Consider the following 20,127-nt stretch of genomic DNA (forward strand, 5'->3'; position numbering starts at 1 on the left):
CGGGGAAAACGGTAGGAGGTGGCCGTGAGCCGGTCAAGGCTCGCTTGGCATTGCCCGCTCAATGAGTGCAATCGCGTCGAATCCGGTCGGCAGGGTGCCGAACGCCAGGCCGCGATCCCCGTCAAGCCGGGAAGCGCAGAACGCGTTCGCGACGTTGGCCGGGTCGTTTCGCAGGAGAATGGCGGCCTCGAGCGCCAACGCGAGTGCTTCGATCAGCCGCCGCGCGCGCGTTTCCCTCTCGTCGCGATTCTCGATTTCCACGCCAAGCCGATCGAGAAAGCGGTCATAACGTGCGTCGAGCCCGCGCGAGGCGCTCAACTCCGCGAGCAGCAGCTCAACGCTTTCCGGCTCGCGCTCGAGTGTGCGCAATACGTCGAGGCAGATGACGTTGCCCGAGCCCTCCCAGATGCCGTTGACCGGCGCTTCGCGGTAAAGACGCGGCATCACGCTCTCTTCGACGTAGCCGTTGCCGCCGTGGCATTCGAGGGCTTCGCCAACCAGCGCCGGCGCGCGCTTGCAGATCCAGTATTTGGCAATCGCCGTGGCGATCCGCGCGAAACGGCGCGCGTGTTCGTCGTCCTGACCTTCGCCGAATGCGCGCGCCACGCGGAACGCGAGTGCCGTCGCCGCCTCGGATTCGAGCGTCAGGTCGGCGAGCACGTTGCGCATCAAGGCGTGGTCGACGAGACGGCGCTGGAACGCCGAACGATGCGACGCGTGATGAAGCGCCTGGACGAGTGCTTGACGCATGAGGGCCGCCGATCCAAGCGCGCATTCGAGGCGCGTCCCCTGCACCATCTCGATGATGGTCGCAATGCCTCGGCCTTCCTCGCCGACGAGGCGTCCCCATGTCTCGTCATACTCGATCTCGCTCGATGCGTTGGAGCGGTTGCCGAGTTTCGATTTGAGGCGCTGGATGAATATCCGATTTTTCGTCCCGTCGGGCAGAAAGCGTGGCACGAAAAAGCACGACAAGCCGCCCTCGGCATACGCCAATGTCAGGAAGGCATCGGACATGGGGGCGGAGCAAAACCATTTATGGCCGGTCAGAAGATATTCGCATCCAGGCCCCCGAGCGCCCACGGCCCGAGCGCGCGTCGAATTCGCGCGCACGTCGGACCCGCCCTGTTTTTCGGTCATCGCCATGCCGAAGGTCGCACCCGTCTTGTCCTTGGCCGGGATGAACCGGGAATCGTAGCGCCCACTCGTGAAACGCGGTTCCCACTCGCGCGCCAAATCGGGCAGGTGCCGCAGGACGGGCGTGCCCGCAAAGGTCATCGCCATCGGGCAGGAAACGCCCGCTTCCGCCTGACCCCAGAGGAAAGCCAGCGCTGCACGCGCGACGTGAGCGCCCGGGCGTTTCTCGACCCATGCGTAACTTGGGACCCGATGCTCGACCGCAAGCGCCATGAGAGTATGGTAAGCGGGATGAAAATCGACCTCGTCGATACGGTTGCCGAAACGGTCAAAGGCCCTGAGCTCGGGCGGAAAGCGATTGGCCTGCTCGGCGAGCCGCATCGTCTCCGCAGCACCAACGACGGCGCCGAGCGCCACGAGGCGATCTTGTGCGAAGGCGCCACCCTCTCGCACCACCGCGTCCCGCAGTGCGCGGTCCGTGAGGAACAGGTTTAGATTTTCGAGCGGCGGGGGCTGGTTAATGACCTCATGCGTTCCGTAGACGTGGTGACTGGGCCGCTCATCCATGGTCGTCCTCGCCAAAGACTCGCAAAAGCGGACGATCGAAACGGCTTATGTTACCTCGCCAGCCGGCCCGATCCGACTCCGTCGACGTTAAAGCCCCAGCATTGCGGCCGGGGCTTTTCCATCGTCAATCCAGTGTCCACGTTGCCGGGGAATGCTTTAGTGGCCTGCTCGGGCGGACGCGAGCCCGATAATGGCCTAGGCAACCTTGAGAATGTCTTCGAGGCGCTTGATCGCCCGCTTCTCGTCGAGCTTCTCGACGGCCGCAAGCTCGCGCGCCAGCCGATCGAGGGCCGCCTGGTAGATCTGCCGCTCGCTATAGGATTGGTCGGGCTGGTCGGTGCCGCGATGGAGATCGCGAACCACCTCCGCAATGGATACCGGGTCGCCCGAATTGATCTTCGCTTCGTACTCCTGGGCGCGACGGCTCCACATCGTTCGCTTTACCCGGCTCCGTCCCTTCAAGGTCTTGAGGGCGGATTCCATCACCTTCCGGGTCGAGAGCTTGCGCAGGCCTACCTGCGTCGCCTTGCTGACCGGCACGCGAAGCGTCAACTTCTCCTTGTCCAGCTGAATCACAAAGAGCTGCAGGGACGAGCCAGCGATCTCCTGCGTCTCGACGCCGGAAATCCGGCCGACACCGTGCGCGGGGTAAACGACCAGATCGCCTGTGCCAAAGGGCGACTCGTTCGCAATGCCTTGCCTCTTTCCTACCATTAATCTCTCCGTAACAAAGAACAGAAAGCACACGTGTCCCCGTGCGCACGCAACGCAGCTGGTCTCACCCCTTTTGAGGCCGCTCCAGGGTACTGACGGACCCTATAGACATGGTGCACAGCATAAGGCATGCACCCGAAGCGATGCTTATACCATAATCCAGGTCAAAAGTGTAGCCCTCAGCGTTAACGCGAGCATCCGGCTTGGTCGAATCTAACCAGTAAAACAGGTTTTATCAGAAAATTAACTGAAACTGCCGCTCTTTCAACGCTTGGCGGGGTTCGGGCTAAAGAACTTCTCGAATTTGCCAGCGGTGTCCTTGAATTGGTCGGCATCGGGCGGAATTTCGCCTTTACGGGTGATGTTGGGCCAGCTTTCGGCATATTTTCGGTTCACCTCGACCCAGCTCGAGACATCGCCGTCGGTATCGGGCTTGATCGCCTCGACCGGGCATTCGGGCTCGCAGACGCCGCAATCGATGCATTCGTCGGGGTGAATGACGAGCATATTCTCGCCTTCGTAAAAACAGTCGACCGGGCATACCTCGACGCAATCCATGTATTTGCACTTGATGCAGCTCTCGGTCACGACGTAGGTCATCGATTTCTCCCGTATGGTTCGGCACCGGCGAGGGCTTCCGGTCTGCATCCCGAGGCCGGCCGGAGTGGTAAATAAGCCCAAGCCGCATAATGGGGCAAGCGGGAATAGTGGTTCACCCTTCCTCGCCAAGACGGTCGAGTGCGCGACGCTCCTTTTTCGTGGGTCGACCGGAACCCGGATCGCGCACGGCCGTGGCGAGTGCGTCACGAGCATCTTCGCCCACGCGCTGTTCCGGGGTCAGATCCTCGTATAGGCGTTGCGCCTCTACCGCCGGCCCCCGGCGCACACCGAGAGCGATCACCTTGATCACGCGAATTTGCCGACCTTGGGGAAAGGTTAGCACATCGCCCGGCCGGATCGGCTGATGCGCCTTCGTCGCGACGACCCGGTTGATGCGCACCTTGCCATCGGCGCAAAGCCGCGTGGCAAGGGAGCGGCTTTTGAAGAAACGCGCGAACCAAAGCCACTTGTCGACGCGCAACGTCTGAACGGCACTCCTCTCGGAGTCCGTACCGAAATCGTCCCGCACGCGATCCGCGTCAATCGGTGCCGACAAGATTCCAATCCTTGAGTTTGGCGAAGGGCGAGGAGGCATCCTCGCGTTCGAGCCGCTTTGCACTTCGCTGCCGGCGCTTGGGCCACCTGTTTCCCTTGGCGCGCCGAGACTCGACGAAGCGAAGTGCTCCTTCGCCCTCCTCGGCGCGGAAGCCGAGAGTGGCGAGGATCGGAACGAGATCGTCCTTCGGACAGCCGACGAGGGAGAGAATCTTCGCATCGGGTTCAAAGGGCCCGTGGCGGGAGCGTCGTCTTGCCTCGAGCGAAAGACGATCGAGGCGGTCAGCGCGCACCGCGACATGCCCAAAGACGCGATATCCGATCGCCTCATAAAACGCGAGCGGGACCGCAGGGTCGAGCTTGATCGAAATCCTGCCCGGCGAGGGTGCCGATACGAGATCGACCATGTCGTGATGTACGGCCCAAAGAAGCGTCTTCAACGCAATCGCATCGGGCTTGAGAAGGGCCGGAAGATAAACGGCATCGACGCCGGTGCACACGCCGTGGCGCTTGAGGGTCGCTCGTGCCGCCGCGTCGAGGGCATCGAGTTGGGGGCGCACGGGCGTTCTGGGTACGACGCCGAGCCGCTCCTTGAGCTGGAAGGCGAGGCCCCGCGCCGCACCCGTGAGGGGAGCTTCCTCGAGGGCATATAGTGGCTGAAGCCGCGCGCGGATTTGACGTTCGACCCGAGCCGCGATGTTCCGGCGCAGGATCTCGCGCGTTTGCGGCTCAATGAGGTCGGTCGGCATCAAGAGCGCGCGCGGCGTCAGGGGATGTTCGCCGGGTGCAAGATAGGCGATCGGCGAGGCGTTCCATACCACCCGGCCGTCCGCGCGGAGGGCGAAATTCACGTCCGGTTCCTCGAGTGCCCGCTTGACGCGCGCCGGCATTTCGCTGCGCAGCGCGCGGAGGGCGGCACTCATCAGCGCTTTCGCCTCGTCGGGCGAGCCGGTCTCGATCGGCGTGAAACGGAAGCCGTCGATTTGACCGACGGCTTCGCCCTCGACCAGCACTTGACCGGTGCGGGTGACGGCGCCGAGGAGCTCGGTCCCGGCGCGCCTGTGGCGTTGCAGCGTCGCCGCACGCTTGTCTACAAATCGCTGCGTCAAGCGCGCGTGAAGCGCGTCGGATAGACGGTCTTCGATGTTGCGCGCGCGCTCTTGCCAGTGTGCTGCATTGGGAAGCCACTCGGCGCGATGGGAAATGAAGGTCCAGGTTCGAACGAAGGAAATGCGCTGGACGAGTGCGTCGATGTCGCCGTCGGGGCGGTCGAGCGCTGCAAGCTGGGACGCTACCCAGTCCTCGGGCAGCCTCGCGGCGGGTCCGATCAGGTGGAGAAAAATCCGCTTGAGGAGACGGACATGCGCATCACTCAGAATCTTGCGGAAATCGGGTATCTGGCAAACTTCCCAGAGGGTGCGCAGGGCCGCGGCCGCGTGCGCAAGCGGCGCCACATCGGGGTCCCGCGCCAAGGTGGTGAGCGCTTGCACGTCCTCGGCTTCGCGCGCACGCCTCAGGAACGGTGCTGGCGGGGGCGCTTCCAGGCTTCGCAATAGATTATCGATCGAGCGGAAATCGAGATCGACGTTGCGCCAGTAGAGAGTCTTGAGCGGTTCGAAGCGATGCTCCTCGATCGCTTCGACGAGCTCGGGATCGAGGGGGCCGAGTTCGCCCGTGGCGCCGAACGTCCCATCCGACATGTAGCGCCCCGCGCGCCCGGCGATCTGCGCGAGCTCCGCGGGGTAGAGCCGGCGCGGCGACCAGCCGTCGAATTTCACAAGGCTCGAGAAGGCGACGTGACTCACGTCCATATTGAGCCCCATGCCGATCGCGTCGGTCGCGACAAGGTAGTCGACCTCGCCTGCCTGATACATCGCGACTTGCGCGTTGCGCGTGCGCGGGCTCAGGGCCCCCAGGACGACCGCCGTGCCGCCGCGTTGGCGGCGCATCTGCTCCGCGAGCGCGTAGACCTCTTGCACTGAGAACGCAACGACCGCACTCCGCGGCGGCAGACGCGTGAGCTTGCGCTGGCCGGTATAGGTAAGGTGCGAGAATCGGGGCCGCGTGACGAACTCGACGCCGGCGACGAGCTTCCGTAACAGGGGACGAATCGTCTCGGCACCCAGCAGCATTGTCTCTTCGTTGCCGCGCGCATAAAGAAGCCGGTCGGTGAAGACGTGGCCGCGATCCGGATCGGCCGCGACTTGGATTTCGTCGACCGCCATGAATTCGACGCTGCGGTCGAGCGGCATGGCTTCGACGGTGCAAACCCAATAGCTCGGGTGCGCGGGAACGATTTTTTCCTCGCCGGTGACGAGTGCAACCGCCTTCTCGCCCTTGAGCCGGACGATCCGATCGTAATTCTCCCGCGCGAGCAGTCGGAGCGGGAAGCCGATCATGCCCGTGCGGTGCCCCAGCATCCGCTCGATTGCGAGGTGGGTTTTTCCGGTGTTGGTCGGCCCGAGGACAGCGATGGGATGTCGGGGATCGCGGGTTTTCGTCAACAAGCCGATCGATCCTTTTTAAAAAGTTGCCTAGACATGCACTCCCCAGCCTAGCCGCCCTTGAGGGGCACAAAGGCGACAGGCAGGATGGGGCGCGCCACGACCGGCCCGCGTTGCCCGCCTACCACGATCGAAAGTTCCTGTTCTTCGCGCGCGCGCCCGATCGGCAAGACCATTCGCCGGCCTGCCTTCAATTGGGCGACCAGCGCCAACGGAACGCGTTGTGCGGCCGCGGTCACGATGATGCCATCGAAGGGGGCGGCTTCCGGCCAGCCAAGCGAGCCGTCGCCTGTGCGCAATTCAATGTTGCGATAGCCGAGACGCGCGAGGCGTGCGGCTGCATCCCGGGCAAGTTCGGGAACGTATTCGATCGAATAGACCGACCTTGCGAGTTCGGCGAGGACGGCCGTTTGGTATCCGCAGCCGGTACCGATCTCAAGGATCGCATCGTCGGGGCGGATCTCAAGCAGATGGGTCATCACCGCGACGATGTAGGGTTGGGAGATCGTCTGGCCATGTCCGATCGGCAGCGGCGAATTCTCGTAGGCAAGATGTCTCGAGCCTTCGGGCACGAATTCGTGGCGGGGTATCGAGCCGAGCGCCGACATCACGCGGGGATCGAGTGTGTCGGTGCCGAGATACTCGCGCGTCTTGCGAACCTCGTCCTCGATCTCGCCGAGCAGCCGCCGACGCTGCTCTTGGTAGGGGCAGCCGTCCGGGTGGCCGCGGTGCCGAGGGTCGGTCGTCACGGGCAAAAGCATAACAGGTCGGCGGCAATGGCACCAAGCCGGACCTTGCGGGCCTGCTCGTCAGTCGCCCCTGCGGCGGACGACGTAGTCCGCGATCTGCCGTCGAGCCGCATCGAAAGCCTCACCGACCGCAACCATAAGGTCCCGGTGGGTATGAAGCCGCAGGCGCCCCTTCGCTGCGTAGACAGCGCCCCCCGGCAGCGTGACGTCGACCTTCACCCGGAACACCCCGCCCTTTTGGTGGCTTTTGTGGGGTGCTTCGACGGTAACATGGCAGCCGGTGATGCGCTTCGATAGACGTTCCAATTTGCGCGCCTTTTGCCGGATACGGTTTTCGACGGTCTTGCTCGGGGTGATGTCGCGAAAGGTGATCTGAAGCGGAACCTGCATTGCCTGCTCCACCATGTCTGGAGAGACGAACGAGCCTACATCTCGCATGTGGGTAGGTATGGCGCAATGTACAAGCGGGCTTGGTCTTGCTTACGAGGGGCTTGCAGCCGGCGAACGCCTTCCTCATATCAGCACACGAGAACGCAGGCACCCAAACGAGGGGAACCATGTCCGAAGAAAAGCTCAACTTTCAGGCGGAGGTCAGCAAGCTCCTGGATATCGTCGCCCATTCGCTTTACAGCGAGCGGGAAGTGTTCCTGCGCGAACTGATTTCGAATGCATCGGATGCCTGCGACCGCTTGCGTTACGAAGCCCTTACGAAGCCCGAGCTGCTCGAGGGCGGGGCCGATTTCCGCATTACCCTCTCGGCCGACAAGAAGACCGGCACGCTCACGATCGCCGACAATGGGATCGGCATGAGCCGCGCCGATCTCATTGAAAATCTCGGCACCATTGCGCGTTCCGGCACCGCAGCGTTCGTCACCGAGGCGGCCAAGGGCGATGGCGATGCCGCACCGAGCCTGATCGGTCAATTCGGGGTCGGTTTTTATTCCGCGTTCATGGTTTCCGACCGTGTGGAAGTCGTCTCACGCAAGGCGGGGGGCAGCGAGGCGTGGCACTGGATTTCGGACGGCAAAGGCAGCTTCACGGTCGGCGAGGCGGAGCTTGCGAGCCGCGGTACGCGTGTGAATCTTCACCTCAACGACACGGCGAAAGAATTCCTCGAAGCGGCACGACTGCGCGAGGTTGTAAAGCGTCACTCCGACCACATCGCAATTCCGATCGAATTGGATGAGGCCGGCAAGAAGGAAACGATCAATCGCGCTTCTGCCCTTTGGACACGGCCCAAAAGCGAGATCACCGAGCTTCAGTACAAGGAATTTTACCGCCAAAGTGCCCATAGTTTCGACGAGCCGTGGGCGACGCTCCACTATCGGGCGGAAGGGACGCTCGATTATACGGCCCTCCTCTTCGTGCCCCAGGAGCGGCCCTTCGATCTCTTCAACCCAGAGCGCAAAAGTTCGGTGCGCCTCTACGTGAAACGCGTTTTCATCACCGACGAATGCCCGGAACTTTTGCCGGCCTATCTGCGCTTTTTGCGCGGCATCGTCGACACGGACGACCTGCCCCTCAACGTCAGCCGCGAAATGCTTCAAAAGAACCCCGTGCTCATCAAGATGCGGACGGGCCTCGTCAAGCGGACCCTCGACGAGCTCGACCGAAAAGCCAAGGACGATCCAAAAGACTACGCGAAGTTCTGGCGGAATTTCGGCGCCGTGCTGAAGGAAGGGCTATACGAAGACCCGGAGCAGCGCGAGCGCCTTCTCGCCCTTGCCCGCTTCCACTCGACCGCGGGTGAGGAGCTTGTGAGTTTCGAGGACTACCTAACCCGCATGCGGGAGGGCCAAGAGGCGATCTATTACATCGCGGGCGAGACGGTCGAAGTGGTGCGGCGAAGCCCACAGCTCGAAGGGTTTCGGGCGAAGGGCGTGGAAGTGCTCTTGATGACCGATCCCGTCGATGAGTTCTGGCTGAGCGCTGTCGGAAGCTACAAGGAGAAACCCTTCAAATCCGTCACGCGCGGAAGTGCCGATCTCGCCAAGATAAAAAGTGCCGCGGGAAGCGATGCCGACGGCGACAAACGCGAGGACGACAGTGCGGCATCCGAGGTGAGCGGGCTCGTGGCCCTCTTCAAATTGACGCTGAAGGACATGGTCAAGGATGTACGCGCGTCGGAGCGGTTGACCGACAGCCCCGTGTGCCTGGTCGCGGACGAAGGCGACATGGACATCCATCTTGAGCGGCTTCTACGCCAGCACAAGCAGGTCGACCAAGGGGCACGGCGCATCCTGGAGGTCAATCCGACGCATCCCCTCATAAGGCGTCTCGTCAAGGACGTGTCGAAAAAGGGGACGTCGTCGCGAATCGAGGATTATGCGTTCTTGCTGCTCGACCAAGCCCGCATCGTTCAGGGCGAAACGCCACCCGATCCGGCCGCATTCTCCCGCCGGCTCGCGAGCGTGTTGGAGTACGGCCTCATCGGCTGATTGACCAGGCTTCAGGGCCAAAAAAAAGCGGCCACCCCCGGGGGCGGGGTGTGGCCGCGTTGTGGGTGCCGATGTGGATGGCACCGCCTTGCGGTAAGTGTGTGACGTCGCAATCCAGCCCTCGCCCAAATTCTCCACCGACAACGTCTACCGGGCGGGCTGGCAACACAAACGATAAACATCTCGTTGTCATTCGACAAACGAATTTTATCGATGTAAACTATCGTTTTTTCCGATAATAGCAGACGGACGCCGTTACCCTCGAACGCGGTCTGTTCAAATGGACATCGAGCAAGCGCGCACATTTTTGGAGATCGCCGAGTCCGGCACCTTCGTGAAGGCGGCGGAACGGCTCAATATCACCCAATCCACGGCGAGTATGCGCATCAAAGCGCTCGAGGACAGCCTGGGCCGACCGCTTTTCACGCGCAGCAAAGCCGGCGCTCAGCTGACGGCGGCGGGCCAGCAATTCCGGCGCTATGCCACGACCGTGGTCCGCGCCTGGCAGCAGGCGCGTCAAGACGTGGCGTTGCCGCCCGGTTTTCGAGCCGTTCTGGGGATCGGCGGCCAGCACAGCCTATGGGAACGGCTGCTGATCAAGTGGGTCCCGTGGATTCGGACCGCGATGCCCGACGTGGCGGTCCGCGCCGAGGTGGGAACACCCGAAACGCTGATCCGCCAACTGAGCGAGGGGCTCCTCGATATCGTGGCGATGTATGCGCCGCAGAACCGTACCGGATTCGTTGTCGAGCAACTCTTCACCGACCGCATCGTCATGGTCTCGACCGAAAAGGATGCACGGCCGGTTCTCGATGACCGCTACGTGTATGTCGACTGGGGCCCCGCGTTCCATTCGGGCCACTCCCAGGCCTTTCCCGATTTCGCGACACCGGCGGTGAGCGTTGGCATCGGTTTTTTGGGACTTTCCTATCTCCTCGAAAGCGGGGGAAGCGGCTATTTCCCGATACGCGTGGTGCGTCCGCACATCGAGGCGGGCCGACTTCACCTGGTCAAGGAGGCGCCCGATTTCCACCGGCCGGCCTACGCGGTTTATCCCCAAAGCTCAGCACAGGAGAGCTTGCTCAAAGTCGCGTTCCAGGGTCTGCGAAACCTTGCGAGTGCTGAAGCGGCGACGTCGGACGAGGCGGCCTGAGCGGCGTGCAATCGCGGCTCAAATCCATAGCCGGATAAGTATCTGGGCGCACGACACCCCATCGCACGACATCCCGCGCGTCCGTTTCCCGGTGTCGAGGGGTCGCTTAGTTTTCGTCGATGAGCGTGGCGCCGAGGATGGGTCCTTGGCCCTCGCCCGCCGAATTATCCGCCTGCAGCAGGATCGCGCAGCCGCTATCGGGTTTTAGCGCGACCTCGACGGGAATCTCCGCGGCCTTGCCGTCATAGCGGCCCGCCTTGCGCCACTCGCGCACGATGTTGAACTCCTGGAGCGTGCGGCCGCCATTTTCGCCGCGCGCCACGTCGGTCGTGCGCTCCTTGTCGAAGATCGCGAGCCAAACCGTCGCCGTCCCCTTCAGGTTCGAGGCGGGGATCTCGATCTTGTAATCGCTTTCCGAACGCTCCGTGACCGCGAGCGGAACCTTGTCCTTCATCTTCAGTTCCGCCTCAATGAGCCGGGCAATGGCCCCGCGGTCGGAGCCCGTCGCGTCGTTGCGACCCTCCACGACCATCTGAGGTGTATAGAGATAGCGATTGCCGAGCGCTTCTGTATAGCGGCGCTGGCGAGCCGTAGCGTCGGGGAGCGCGTATTGATCCTTCCAACCGATATAGTCCCAATAATCCACGTGGAAGGCGAGTGCTATGACGTTTTTCTGCTTGGCAAGCTCGCCGAGATAGGCGTCCGCCGGCGGGCAGCTCGAGCAGCCTTGGGACGTGAAGAGCTCCACGACGACGGGATTTTGACCATCCGCCGCAGCAGGAAGTGCGGGCAGCACCGCGATGAGGGCCGCCACGGCGGCAATCGTGAATCGCATCATGGCCTATACTTATGGGTTCGGTCGCAGCCGCACGAATCACTTGTCTTCAAGAAAGAGTGAAACGCATCCCGCAAAAAAGCAACCGCTAGTTTCAAAACGGCACCCGAAATCGGGCATGGGATCGGACACGGGCCGCCGCGGTCGTCTCCATCCTGGTGTGGTGGATCCGAAATTCGCCACACGAGGATCCGATTTTCAGCCGAGCATCGCAAGTGCGAGGTCTGAAATCCGGCCGAGGGCGGGACCCTCCGCACCCAGTTTGGAGCGCACGCGGAGGCCGTCGATTAGGGCACTCAGACCCTCTGCGAGTGTGCGGGGATCGCGATCGAGGGCTACTTCGCCCTCGTCCTGCGCGCGGGCGATCACCCGCGTGAGCAACACCTCCATTGCCTCATAGTGCGCCCGAAGCCGGGCTGCAACGTCGGCGTCCCGGCTCCCCAATTCGCAAGCAGCACTGACGACAAGGCAACCGCGCCGTTGCGGGTCGCCGGCTGCAAAGGCCGCGAGCTCGGTAAACAACCCTCGAAGACCTTCGAGCGGAGAAGACGCGGATTCGAGAGCGTCGAGCCGAGGTGTCAGCACGCTCTCGATATAACGGTCGAGCGCTTGGAGGAAGAGGCTTCTCTTGTCGCCGTAGGTTCCATAAAGGCTCGCACGGTTGATCCCCATCGCTTGGACAAGATCGTCAACCGACGTCGCTTCGTAGCCCTGGCGCCAAAAAAGCTGCATCGCCTTGCGCAAGGCGGTGTCGGGATCGAAGGATTTGGCTCGAGCCATCGGTCGTGCTCAAAATGCAGATCTATTCCAGAATACAAATTTAGAACAGATTGTCAAGAAAACGGGTGATTGTAAATCCAACGACTTTGCCGGTTATAAACTAACCGTACATTTAAGTTTTGTTTGCAAATTGCTTCTCGCTGACAGGGGGACGCGTGCAGTGTCAGGTTGTTGATAATACATCGTTCCACGCCGATTCGCGCGGGTAAATTCACCGCGTTCGCGCGCCGGCCTGTCGAGACCTCACGGATGTTCCAAAAAAACTAACTGGTCATTCTAAGTCGATTTCACCAAATTCCGCAAAACGAACTGAAGAATTCCACCATTGCGGAAATACTCCACTTCGTCTTCGGTATCGATGCGGCAAATCACCGGCACTTTCTCGGACTGGCCGTTCTGTCTGTGGACGACCAGCGTGAGAGGCATCCGCGGTTTGATCCCGCTCCTAAGTCCGATCACGTCGAACGTCTCGGCACCGTCGAGTTTGAGAGTCTTGCGCGTGACACCTTCCTGAAACTGAAGTGGCAGTACGCCCATTCCAACAAGATTGGAACGATGTATGCGCTCGAAACTCTCTGCGATGACGGCCTTGACACCTTGCAACATCGGCCCCTTCGCGGCCCAGTCGCGCGAAGAACCCGTGCCGTATTCCTTGCCGGCGACGACGACGAGCGGCGTTTCAGCACTCTTATATTTCATCGCCGCGTCATAGATCGACATCTTCTCCCCGCTCGGCACATGCTTGGTGAAGCCACCCTCGACACCCGGCACCATTTCGTTCTTGATGCGGATATTCGCGAAGGTGCCGCGCATCATCACCTCGTGGTTACCGCGCCTCGAGCCATAGGAATTGAAGTCGAGGGGGCGCACCTGATAACTGATCAAATACTCGCCGGCCGGGCTCTCCTTCTTGATGTTGCCCGCAGGCGAAATGTGATCCGTCGTGACCGAATCGCCGAGAAGTGCGAGGGGCCGTGCGCCCGATATATCGCTGAAGCCGTCCGACGGCTTGAGGGTCATGCCCTCGAAGTAGGGCGGATTGCGCACGTAGGTGCTGCGCTCCGACCAATCATAGGTGAGCCCGCCGGCGACCTTGATGCTGCGCCACTCGGGCGGGCCCTCGAAGACGTTGGCGTAGCGCTTGCGAAACATCTCGGCACTCAGCGCGCCTTCGATGGTCGTACGGATATCGTGACTCGATGGCCAGATGTCGCGGAGATAGACGGGCTTGCCATCGCGGCCCTCGCCGAGCGGGTCCTTGCCCAGGTCGACCTTCATCGACCCCGCAAGCGCATAAGCGACGACGAGTGGCGGCGAGGCGAGATAATTCGCCCTCGTCGACGGATTGATGCGGCCTTCGAAATTCCGATTGCCGGAAAGGACCGCGGCGCAAACGAGGTCGCCCGCCTCGATCGCGTCGGCGATCGGCTCCGGCAAGGGGCCCGAATTGCCGATGCACGTGGTGCATCCATATCCCACAAGATTGAAGCCGAGCTTGTCGAGCTCCGCTTGAAGGCCCGAGTTGCCGAGATAATCGCTCACCACCTGGCTGCCCGGTGCAAGCGACGTCTTCACCCAAGGCTTCGTCTTGAGACCCTTGGCATTGGCGTTTTTCGCAAGCAAGCCCGCCGCCATCATCACGTCCGGGTTCGAGGTGTTCGTGCAGCTCGTGATCGCCGCGATCACGACATCGCCGTCCTTGAGGGAATAATTGGCGTCCTTGACCGGGACCGACTTGGCGCGGCCGACCTCACCCACGAAATCCTTGAGCGAGTCGTTGAATGCCTTCGCCGCCCCGGCCACCGTTACCTTGTCCTGGGGGCGTTTGGGTCCGGCGAGCGAGGGCTCGACGTTCGAGAGTTCGAGTTCCAGTGTGTCGCTGAAGACCGGGTCGGGCGTGGATTGGTCGCGCCACAGGCCCTGAGTCTTGGCGTAGGCCTCGACGAGCTTCACACGCCCTTCGTCGCGGCCGGTGAAGCGCAGATAGCGGATCGTCTCGGCATCGATCGGGAAGAAGCCGCATGTGGCGCCGTATTCCGGCGACATGTTCCCGATCGTGGCCCGGTCGGCGAGCGAAAGATTGCCGCAGCCCGGTCCGTAGAATTCGACGAACTTGTTCACCACACCTTTCTTGCGCAACATCTGCGTGACGGTAAGCACAAGATCGGTCGCCGTGGCCCCTTCCTTGAGGCGGCCGGTGAGCTTGAAGCCCACCACCTCGGGAATGACCATCGAGATCGGCTGGCCAAGCATTGCCGCCTCCGCCTCGATCCCGCCCACACCCCAACCCAGCACGGCGAGGCCGTTGACCATCGTCGTGTGACTGTCGGTGCCGACGACGGTGTCGGGATAGGCGATTTCGGTCCCGTTTTCCTTCGCGAGCCAGACGGTTTGTGCGAGATATTCGAGGTTGACCTGGTGGCAGATGCCGGTCCCCGGTGGGACGACGCGGAAATTATCGAATGCCTTCTGTCCCCAACGCAGGAACTCGTAACGCTCCTGGTTGCGATGGAACTCCATCTCGACGTTCTTGCGGAACGATTCCTTGGCGCCGAATGAATCGACCATCACCGAATGGTCGATCACGAGATCGACGGGCACTTGCGGATTGATCTGCTTGGCATCGCCGCCGAGCTTGACGACCGCGTCGCGCATCGCGGCGAGATCGACGACCGCGGGCACGCCCGTGAAATCCTGCATGAGCACGCGCGCGGGCCGGAAAGCGATTTCGCGGGTCGAGCGCCGGTCCTTGAGCCAGCTTGCCATCGCCTTCAAGTCATCGACCGAGACCGTTCGGCCATCCTCCCAGCGCAGCAGGTTCTCGAGCAACACCTTGAGCGAGAACGGCAGGCGCGCGAGGTCCCCGAGACCTGCCTTTTGAGCCGCATCCAAGCTGAAATAGTCATATTTCTTGTTTCCCACGCTGAGCGTGCGGCGGGTCTTGAGCGTATCCTGTCCGATGACGGCCACGGGCGGTCTCCTGAGTTTTCGACGGTGCGCGGATGCTCCGCACCTCGGGCGGCGCGTCCTCGAGCGGGAATCGCCCCGGGGTTGGTAACGATGGTTATAGCACCAATAAAACCGCCGGGGAGTCCCCCTCCGAGGGCCGGCTCGATGCGAGACGCGACTAAAGCCTCACATATTCATAGTCGGTCGGCAGATTGTTGATGCCGCGCTCGGGAGGGGCGACCCAGCCGGCCATCTTTCCCGGTTCGGTCACGGGTTGCATGAGGCTTTTGACGAATGCCCGGTCGGCCTCGCTCGGAATCCACGCGGGATTCCCGGCCTCCCATTCGGCAGGCGAAAGAGGCTTGCCCGCGGGGTCAAAATTCCGGCCCGCCCAGACGCCGACATTGCGGCGAAATCGCTCGCTCGGCAACTTGATCTCGAAATCCACGCCAGCCTTCTTGATGATGCGGTTCCAGCGCTGCACGCCGATGTCGCAATCCTTGAGATAGGCCTTGCGCGCGATCTCGTTCATTGCATTCCGCATTGGCACGTCCTCGGTCTGGACACCGTCATCGAGCGTCGGCTTCTCGAGCGTGAAAACGGAATCGCCGCAGAGGTGATCCTCGTAGTTCCCCTCATCGGGCCGGCCCTTGAGCCCATTTGCGAAGTAGCCCGCGGCATTGGTCGAAATTTCCGAGCCGAAGAGGTCGACAGAGGAAGAGCACCAGAAATTCACGTAGCGCTGCACGGTCGGCAGATCGATCGCACCTTGGGCGCGAATCCTGTCGGGCTCGCCCGTGCCGAGTTCCTTCATGACTTCGAGCGTGCGGCGAACGACGCGGCCGACGCCGGTCTCGCCCACGAACATGTGATGGGCTTCCTCGGTCAGCATGAACTGGCAAGTGCGCGCGAGCGGATCGAAGCCGCTTTCCGCGAGGCTTTTGAGCTGGAACTTGCCGTCCCGGTCGGTGAAATAGCCGAAGCAATAAAACGACATCCAGTCCTCGATGGGCTCGTTGAAGGTGCCGAGGATGCGCGGATTGTCCCTGTCCCCCGAGTGACGTTGAAGCAATGCCTCCGCTTCCTCGCGCCCGTCGCGGCCGAAATAGGCGTGGAGGAGGTAGACCATCGCCCAGAGGTGACGGCCCTCCTCCACGTTCACCTGGAAAAGATTGCGCAGGTCGTAAAGCGAGGGGCATGTCTGGCCAAGGCGGCGCTGCTGCTCGACGGAGGCGGGCTCCGTGTCGCCTTGCGTCACGATGAGGCGGCGCAGTGTGGCGCGGAATTCGCCGGGCACTTCCTGCCATGCGGGCTGCCCGTGGAAATCGCCAAAGCCGATCTTGCGATCGGGTTGCGGGTCGTTCAGGAAGATGCCCCAGCGGTATTCGGGCATCTTGACCATGCCGTAGCTTGCCCAGCCCTTGGCATCGACGGAGACGGCGGTGCGCAGGAAAACGTCCTTCGCTTGAAAGCCATCGGGTCCGAGCGCTTTCCACCAGTCGAGAAAGTGCGGCTGCCACGCCTCGAGCGCACGCTGCAGGCGGCGGTCGTCCGAGAGGTGGACGTTGTTCGGAATCCGTTCGTTATAGTCGATGGCCATATGAAAATACTCCTGCTTGGTGCCCCGCGTGCCGTTCAAACCCTGCGCCGGTCGAACTCGCCCCGCTGGCCGGTGCCGTATCGCTTCAACGCACCCGAGTCCCCGACCGCGTTGGGGCGCTGGAATATCCAGTTCTGCCACGCCGTGAGGCGGCCGAAGACTTTGCTTTCGATCGTCTCGGGGCCGGCAAAGCGCAAGCTCGCCTCCATGCCGCTTAGGGCATCGGGCGAGAATGAAGCGCGTTCCTCGAGTGCAAGACGCACCTCATCCGCCCAATCGATGTCATCGGGTGCGAAGGTGACGAGCCCGGCTTCCTCCGCCTTGCGCGCGTCGAGGCTTTGTCCGATCAGCGAGCGCGAAACGTCGAGCCGTTCGGGCTCGCCGAGGAAGCGGCTTGCAAGGCGGCTGATGCCGTTCGGCATCGGATAGGCATCGAAATTGAGTTCGCCGAGGCGCACGCTGGCCGGCGGACGATTGTCTCCCTCCAGCTGCCCATCGAGCATGTAGCTGCGGTCGGCGGCGAGGGCGAGCTCGAGGAGCGAGCCGGCAAAGCAGCTTCCGGGCTCGATGAGCGTGATGATCGAGCGCGAACTCACGTCGAGACGCTTGAAGACACGCTTGAGGAAATGGGTCGCCTCGCGCACGAACCAGTCGTCGCGGTGCGCCACCAACGCCCGGTCCATCGCCTCGACGAACTCGGCATTGCCCTGGCTTTTGAAGATCCAAGTGCCGATTTCCTGCTCGTTTGTGCGCAGATGAAGGATCGCGTCGTCAAGTGCGCGCGCGAGGGCGAGCGGCCAGAACGCCGCACCGAGGCGGTGAATATCGCCGATACTCGGCGGCGGGCCGGCCTCGGGTCCAAGGATCGTAAGCTCGGCCGCGCGCAGCGTACGGTCGAGCGAGACGCGAAGCGTGGGATAGAGAATGCGATCACTTTCGATCTTGCGATCGAGTGGCGCCAGGACAACCCCCTTCCCATCCGCCGGCCGGCCCGAGCGCTCGGCAAGCGCCAGAGCGCGCGAGCGCGCCACCTCATCGAGCTTCGAGCGAGGCACCAACTCGTCGACCAGGCGCCAATCGAGTGCGCGCTTGCCCCGAACGCCTTCCTCGGTGGTGCAGAAGAAATCGGCACGGTCGCGCCGCACCTTGCGCTTGTCGACAAGACGCGTAAGTCCGCCCGTGCCCGGCAGGACCGCAAGGAGCGGTACTTCCGGCAGCGAGACGGAGGTGTTGCCGTCGTCGGCCATGACGATGAAATCGCAAGCGAGGGCAAGCTCGTATCCCCCGCCGGCACAGGGGCCGTTTACGGCGCATACGAATCCGAGCCCGCCATTGCCGCTCGAATCCTCCATGCCGTTCCGCGTCTCATTGGTGAACTTGCAGAAATTGACCTTCTCGGCGTGGCTCGAGAGACTCAGCATGCGGATATTGGCGCCCGCGCAAAAGATGCGCTCCTTGCCCGAGGTCAGGATCACCGCGCCGACGGCGGGATGCTCGAAGCGAATGCGCTGGAGTGCGTCGTGAAGTTCGATGTCCACGCCCAGATCGTAGGAATTGAGCTTGAGCTGGTAGCCGGGCTTCAGGCCACCATCCTCGGCGACGTCCATCGCGAGAACGGCGATTCGCCCGTCGACGGCGAGCTTCCAATGCCTGTAACGATCCGGATGAGTGTCGAAGCTGATCATCGCGTCACGCTCCCCTGCCTTTCGGCATTATAATGCATACAATGATATCTTGTGCAATATACTGCTAAACGATGTCATCCTCGCCGAGAAGCTGCAATGCCTAATGCAGCGGGAAGGACGCGCAACAGGTCGTTGAAGCTTTCCGCTTCGGTGCGGTTGGCGGTATCGATCGACGCGTCCGCCTTGCGGTAGAGCGCCTCACGCTCGGCAAGGATTCGCCGCAAATCTTCCATCGCCTCGTCATTCCCTGCCATCGGTCGATAATCGCCTTGGGCGACCACGCGGCTCATATGCTCCTCCGGGGCCGCCGCAATCCAGATCGTAAAGCACCCGCGAAGGAGCAGCTCATACGTCATGGGCTCGGAAACGAGGCTGCCGCCCGTCTCGATGACGGCCCGGTCGTGGTTTTCGAGCAGACGCTCAAGGCAGCGTTTCTCGAGACGCCGGTAGCTCGCCTGCCCGGAGAGCGAAAATATTTCCGAAAGACTCATGCCGGAATCTCGCTCGATCTCTTCTCCCATGTCGAAGAACGGTAGACCGAGATGGCTCGCAAGACGCCGGCCGAGCGTCGTTTTGCCAGCACCGCGCAAGCCGATGAGTGCTATTCGGCCGGCACGTTGGCCGTCGAGGGCGCGTCCGAATCGAGCACTCAGGAGTTCTCGCGCCGCGGCAAGCTCGTCCGTGGAAAGGCGCTCGAGGAGCTGGCGCACAAGCGTGAATTCGACGGGACGATCCGGCCCCTCTCGTGCAAGATCGGCAAGCGGCAGGCCCATGGCGCGGGCGATCTGTCGGAAAAGCAAAATCGAAATGTTTCCCTGGCCCGTCTCCAACTGGGCGATGTAACGCTCCGAAACGCCCGAGTCGCGTGCGAGGATCTTGCGCGTCATCCCGCGCCGGGCGCGGGCATTGCGTACGCGCTCCCCGATCAGCCGAAGATAGCGTTCTGCGGCGGCATGGCCGTCGCCGCCGGCGACGCCCGTGTTATCCGGACGGCTGGCGTCGTCACTCTGCTCCGCCCTGGCATCCATCGTCATTTTGTCCCCCATCGCGATGCCTCGTCGATGCGGGCACATTATGCGATCCTCATTGAATATGCAATATAATGCTTGTGATGATAATGCGAATGCATTATGTTTGCAACTACCCACCGAACCCGGTGGGGTCCGGCCCGCTTTCGCCGGGCATGAGAATGTCGTCGTTTCAGGGGAAAAGGCGGGAAAATGAGGGTCGGCGCCGCGACGTCATTCACCATTCTTGTCGGCACCATGACGGGGACGGCCGAACTCGTCGCCGAGGAAATCAAGGAAGCACTCGAACCCAAGGGCCATGAGATCGAAGTCAAGATCATGGACGGGCTCGACGCCTCGGTGTTCGAGTCGGGATGCACCTACCTCGTCTGCACCTCGACTTACGGCCAAGGCGATGTTCCCGACAACGCCATGATGCTCTATGACGACCTCACGGTACGGCGACCCGACCTCACGGGCGTACGTTACGGTGTCCTATCCCTGGGCGACCGCACCTATGCCCAGACTTTTTGTCATGGTGGCAAGCGCTTCGACGAAGTTCTCGCAGCACTTAAGGCCGAGCGCATCGGCGACGTCCTGATGCATGACGCCAGTGCCGGCACCGTGCCCGAGGAAGCCGGTCTCGCATGGGCCGAGACGTGGGTCGAAGCGGTGGCAATCCGCTTGAGCGAGGCCGCGTAAAGAGGGGCAACTTGCGATGAACAAGACGGAATTCGAGGTCTCGTTGGCGAGGTTGCTCGGGTGGGCGGAGACAAGCATTGACTCTTTATTTATTGCCTGACGGCGCGATGGAGTTCACAAAAAACTGAGCGAACGCAGCCGGATGCGCGACC

The 20,127-nt window shown here is 62.2% G+C and carries 16 protein-coding genes; 3 read left to right on the top strand and 13 right to left on the bottom strand.

Annotated features, from left to right (window positions below; all coding sequences use genetic code 11):
- Positions 1-33: 33 nt before the first annotated feature.
- From VEJ16_16725 to VEJ16_16755, 7 genes are all read right to left on the bottom strand, one after another.
- Entirely contained in the window at positions 34-1,704 is a 1,671-nt protein-coding gene (locus VEJ16_16725) for an isovaleryl-CoA dehydrogenase (protein HYB11308.1), read from the bottom strand.
- Positions 1,705-1,899: 195 nt separating this feature from the next.
- On the bottom strand, positions 1,900-2,397 hold the full coding sequence (locus VEJ16_16730; protein HYB11309.1) for a CarD family transcriptional regulator: 498 nt from the start codon (positions 2,395-2,397) through the stop codon (positions 1,900-1,902).
- A 285-nt stretch (positions 2,398-2,682) separates the two neighbouring features.
- Positions 2,683-3,018 (bottom strand): ferredoxin FdxA, encoded by a 336-nt coding sequence (fdxA, locus tag VEJ16_16735; protein ID HYB11310.1) that lies wholly within the window; start codon positions 3,016-3,018, stop codon positions 2,683-2,685.
- A gap of 112 nt (positions 3,019-3,130) precedes the next feature.
- Positions 3,131-3,574, bottom strand: coding sequence for an RNA-binding S4 domain-containing protein (locus VEJ16_16740; protein ID HYB11311.1), 444 nt, complete (start codon positions 3,572-3,574; stop codon positions 3,131-3,133).
- On the bottom strand, positions 3,558-6,080 hold the full coding sequence (locus VEJ16_16745; protein ID HYB11312.1) for a helicase-related protein: 2,523 nt from the start codon (positions 6,078-6,080) through the stop codon (positions 3,558-3,560). The genes VEJ16_16740 and VEJ16_16745 overlap by 17 nt, the downstream gene beginning before the upstream one ends.
- A gap of 47 nt (positions 6,081-6,127) precedes the next feature.
- Positions 6,128-6,826 carry a protein-L-isoaspartate(D-aspartate) O-methyltransferase gene (locus VEJ16_16750; protein ID HYB11313.1) on the bottom strand — a complete coding sequence of 233 codons (699 nt, stop codon included), beginning with the start codon at positions 6,824-6,826 and terminating at the stop codon, positions 6,128-6,130.
- 60 nt (positions 6,827-6,886) lie between these two features.
- Positions 6,887-7,216: an HPF/RaiA family ribosome-associated protein gene (locus VEJ16_16755; GenBank protein ID HYB11314.1), complete on the bottom strand. Its 330-nt coding sequence runs from the start codon at positions 7,214-7,216 to the stop codon at positions 6,887-6,889.
- Between the two features lie 167 nt (positions 7,217-7,383).
- Here VEJ16_16755 and htpG point away from each other — a divergent pair, with 167 nt between their 5' ends.
- Both htpG and VEJ16_16765 read left to right on the top strand, forming a co-directional pair.
- Entirely contained in the window at positions 7,384-9,264 is a 1,881-nt protein-coding gene (htpG, locus tag VEJ16_16760) for a molecular chaperone HtpG (GenBank protein ID HYB11315.1), read from the top strand.
- Between the two features lie 280 nt (positions 9,265-9,544).
- Complete coding sequence (locus VEJ16_16765) at positions 9,545-10,417, top strand: LysR family transcriptional regulator (protein HYB11316.1); 873 nt, start codon at positions 9,545-9,547, stop codon at positions 10,415-10,417.
- 106 nt (positions 10,418-10,523) lie between these two features.
- Here VEJ16_16765 and VEJ16_16770 read toward each other — a convergent pair whose 3' ends face one another.
- The 6 genes from VEJ16_16770 to VEJ16_16795 form a co-directional block, all read right to left on the bottom strand.
- A complete protein-coding gene (locus VEJ16_16770; protein ID HYB11317.1) occupies positions 10,524-11,255 on the bottom strand; it encodes a DUF1223 domain-containing protein in 732 nt (243 codons plus the stop codon).
- Between the two features lie 195 nt (positions 11,256-11,450).
- Positions 11,451-12,032 (bottom strand): TetR family transcriptional regulator C-terminal domain-containing protein, encoded by a 582-nt coding sequence (locus VEJ16_16775; protein ID HYB11318.1) that lies wholly within the window; start codon positions 12,030-12,032, stop codon positions 11,451-11,453.
- 276 nt (positions 12,033-12,308) lie between these two features.
- The gene (gene acnA, locus VEJ16_16780; protein ID HYB11319.1) at positions 12,309-15,002 is read right to left on the bottom strand and encodes an aconitate hydratase AcnA; all 2,694 of its coding nucleotides are present in this window, start codon (positions 15,000-15,002) and stop codon (positions 12,309-12,311) included.
- A gap of 157 nt (positions 15,003-15,159) precedes the next feature.
- On the bottom strand, positions 15,160-16,581 hold the full coding sequence (gene boxB, locus VEJ16_16785) for a benzoyl-CoA 2,3-epoxidase subunit BoxB (GenBank protein ID HYB11320.1): 1,422 nt from the start codon (positions 16,579-16,581) through the stop codon (positions 15,160-15,162).
- A 35-nt stretch (positions 16,582-16,616) separates the two neighbouring features.
- Entirely contained in the window at positions 16,617-18,266 is a 1,650-nt protein-coding gene (gene boxC / locus VEJ16_16790) for a 2,3-epoxybenzoyl-CoA dihydrolase (protein ID HYB11321.1), read from the bottom strand.
- Positions 18,267-18,340: 74 nt separating this feature from the next.
- Positions 18,341-19,300, bottom strand: a complete 960-nt coding sequence (locus VEJ16_16795; GenBank protein HYB11322.1) for a helix-turn-helix transcriptional regulator — start codon at positions 19,298-19,300, stop codon at positions 18,341-18,343.
- 186 nt (positions 19,301-19,486) lie between these two features.
- Here VEJ16_16795 and VEJ16_16800 point away from each other — a divergent pair, with 186 nt between their 5' ends.
- A complete protein-coding gene (locus VEJ16_16800; GenBank protein HYB11323.1) occupies positions 19,487-19,975 on the top strand; it encodes a flavodoxin domain-containing protein in 489 nt (162 codons plus the stop codon).
- The last annotated feature ends 152 nt before the right edge of the window (positions 19,976-20,127 follow it).

The organism is Alphaproteobacteria bacterium (assembly GCA_035625915.1).
Lineage (GTDB): Bacteria > Pseudomonadota > Alphaproteobacteria > JACZXZ01 > JACZXZ01 > DATDHA01.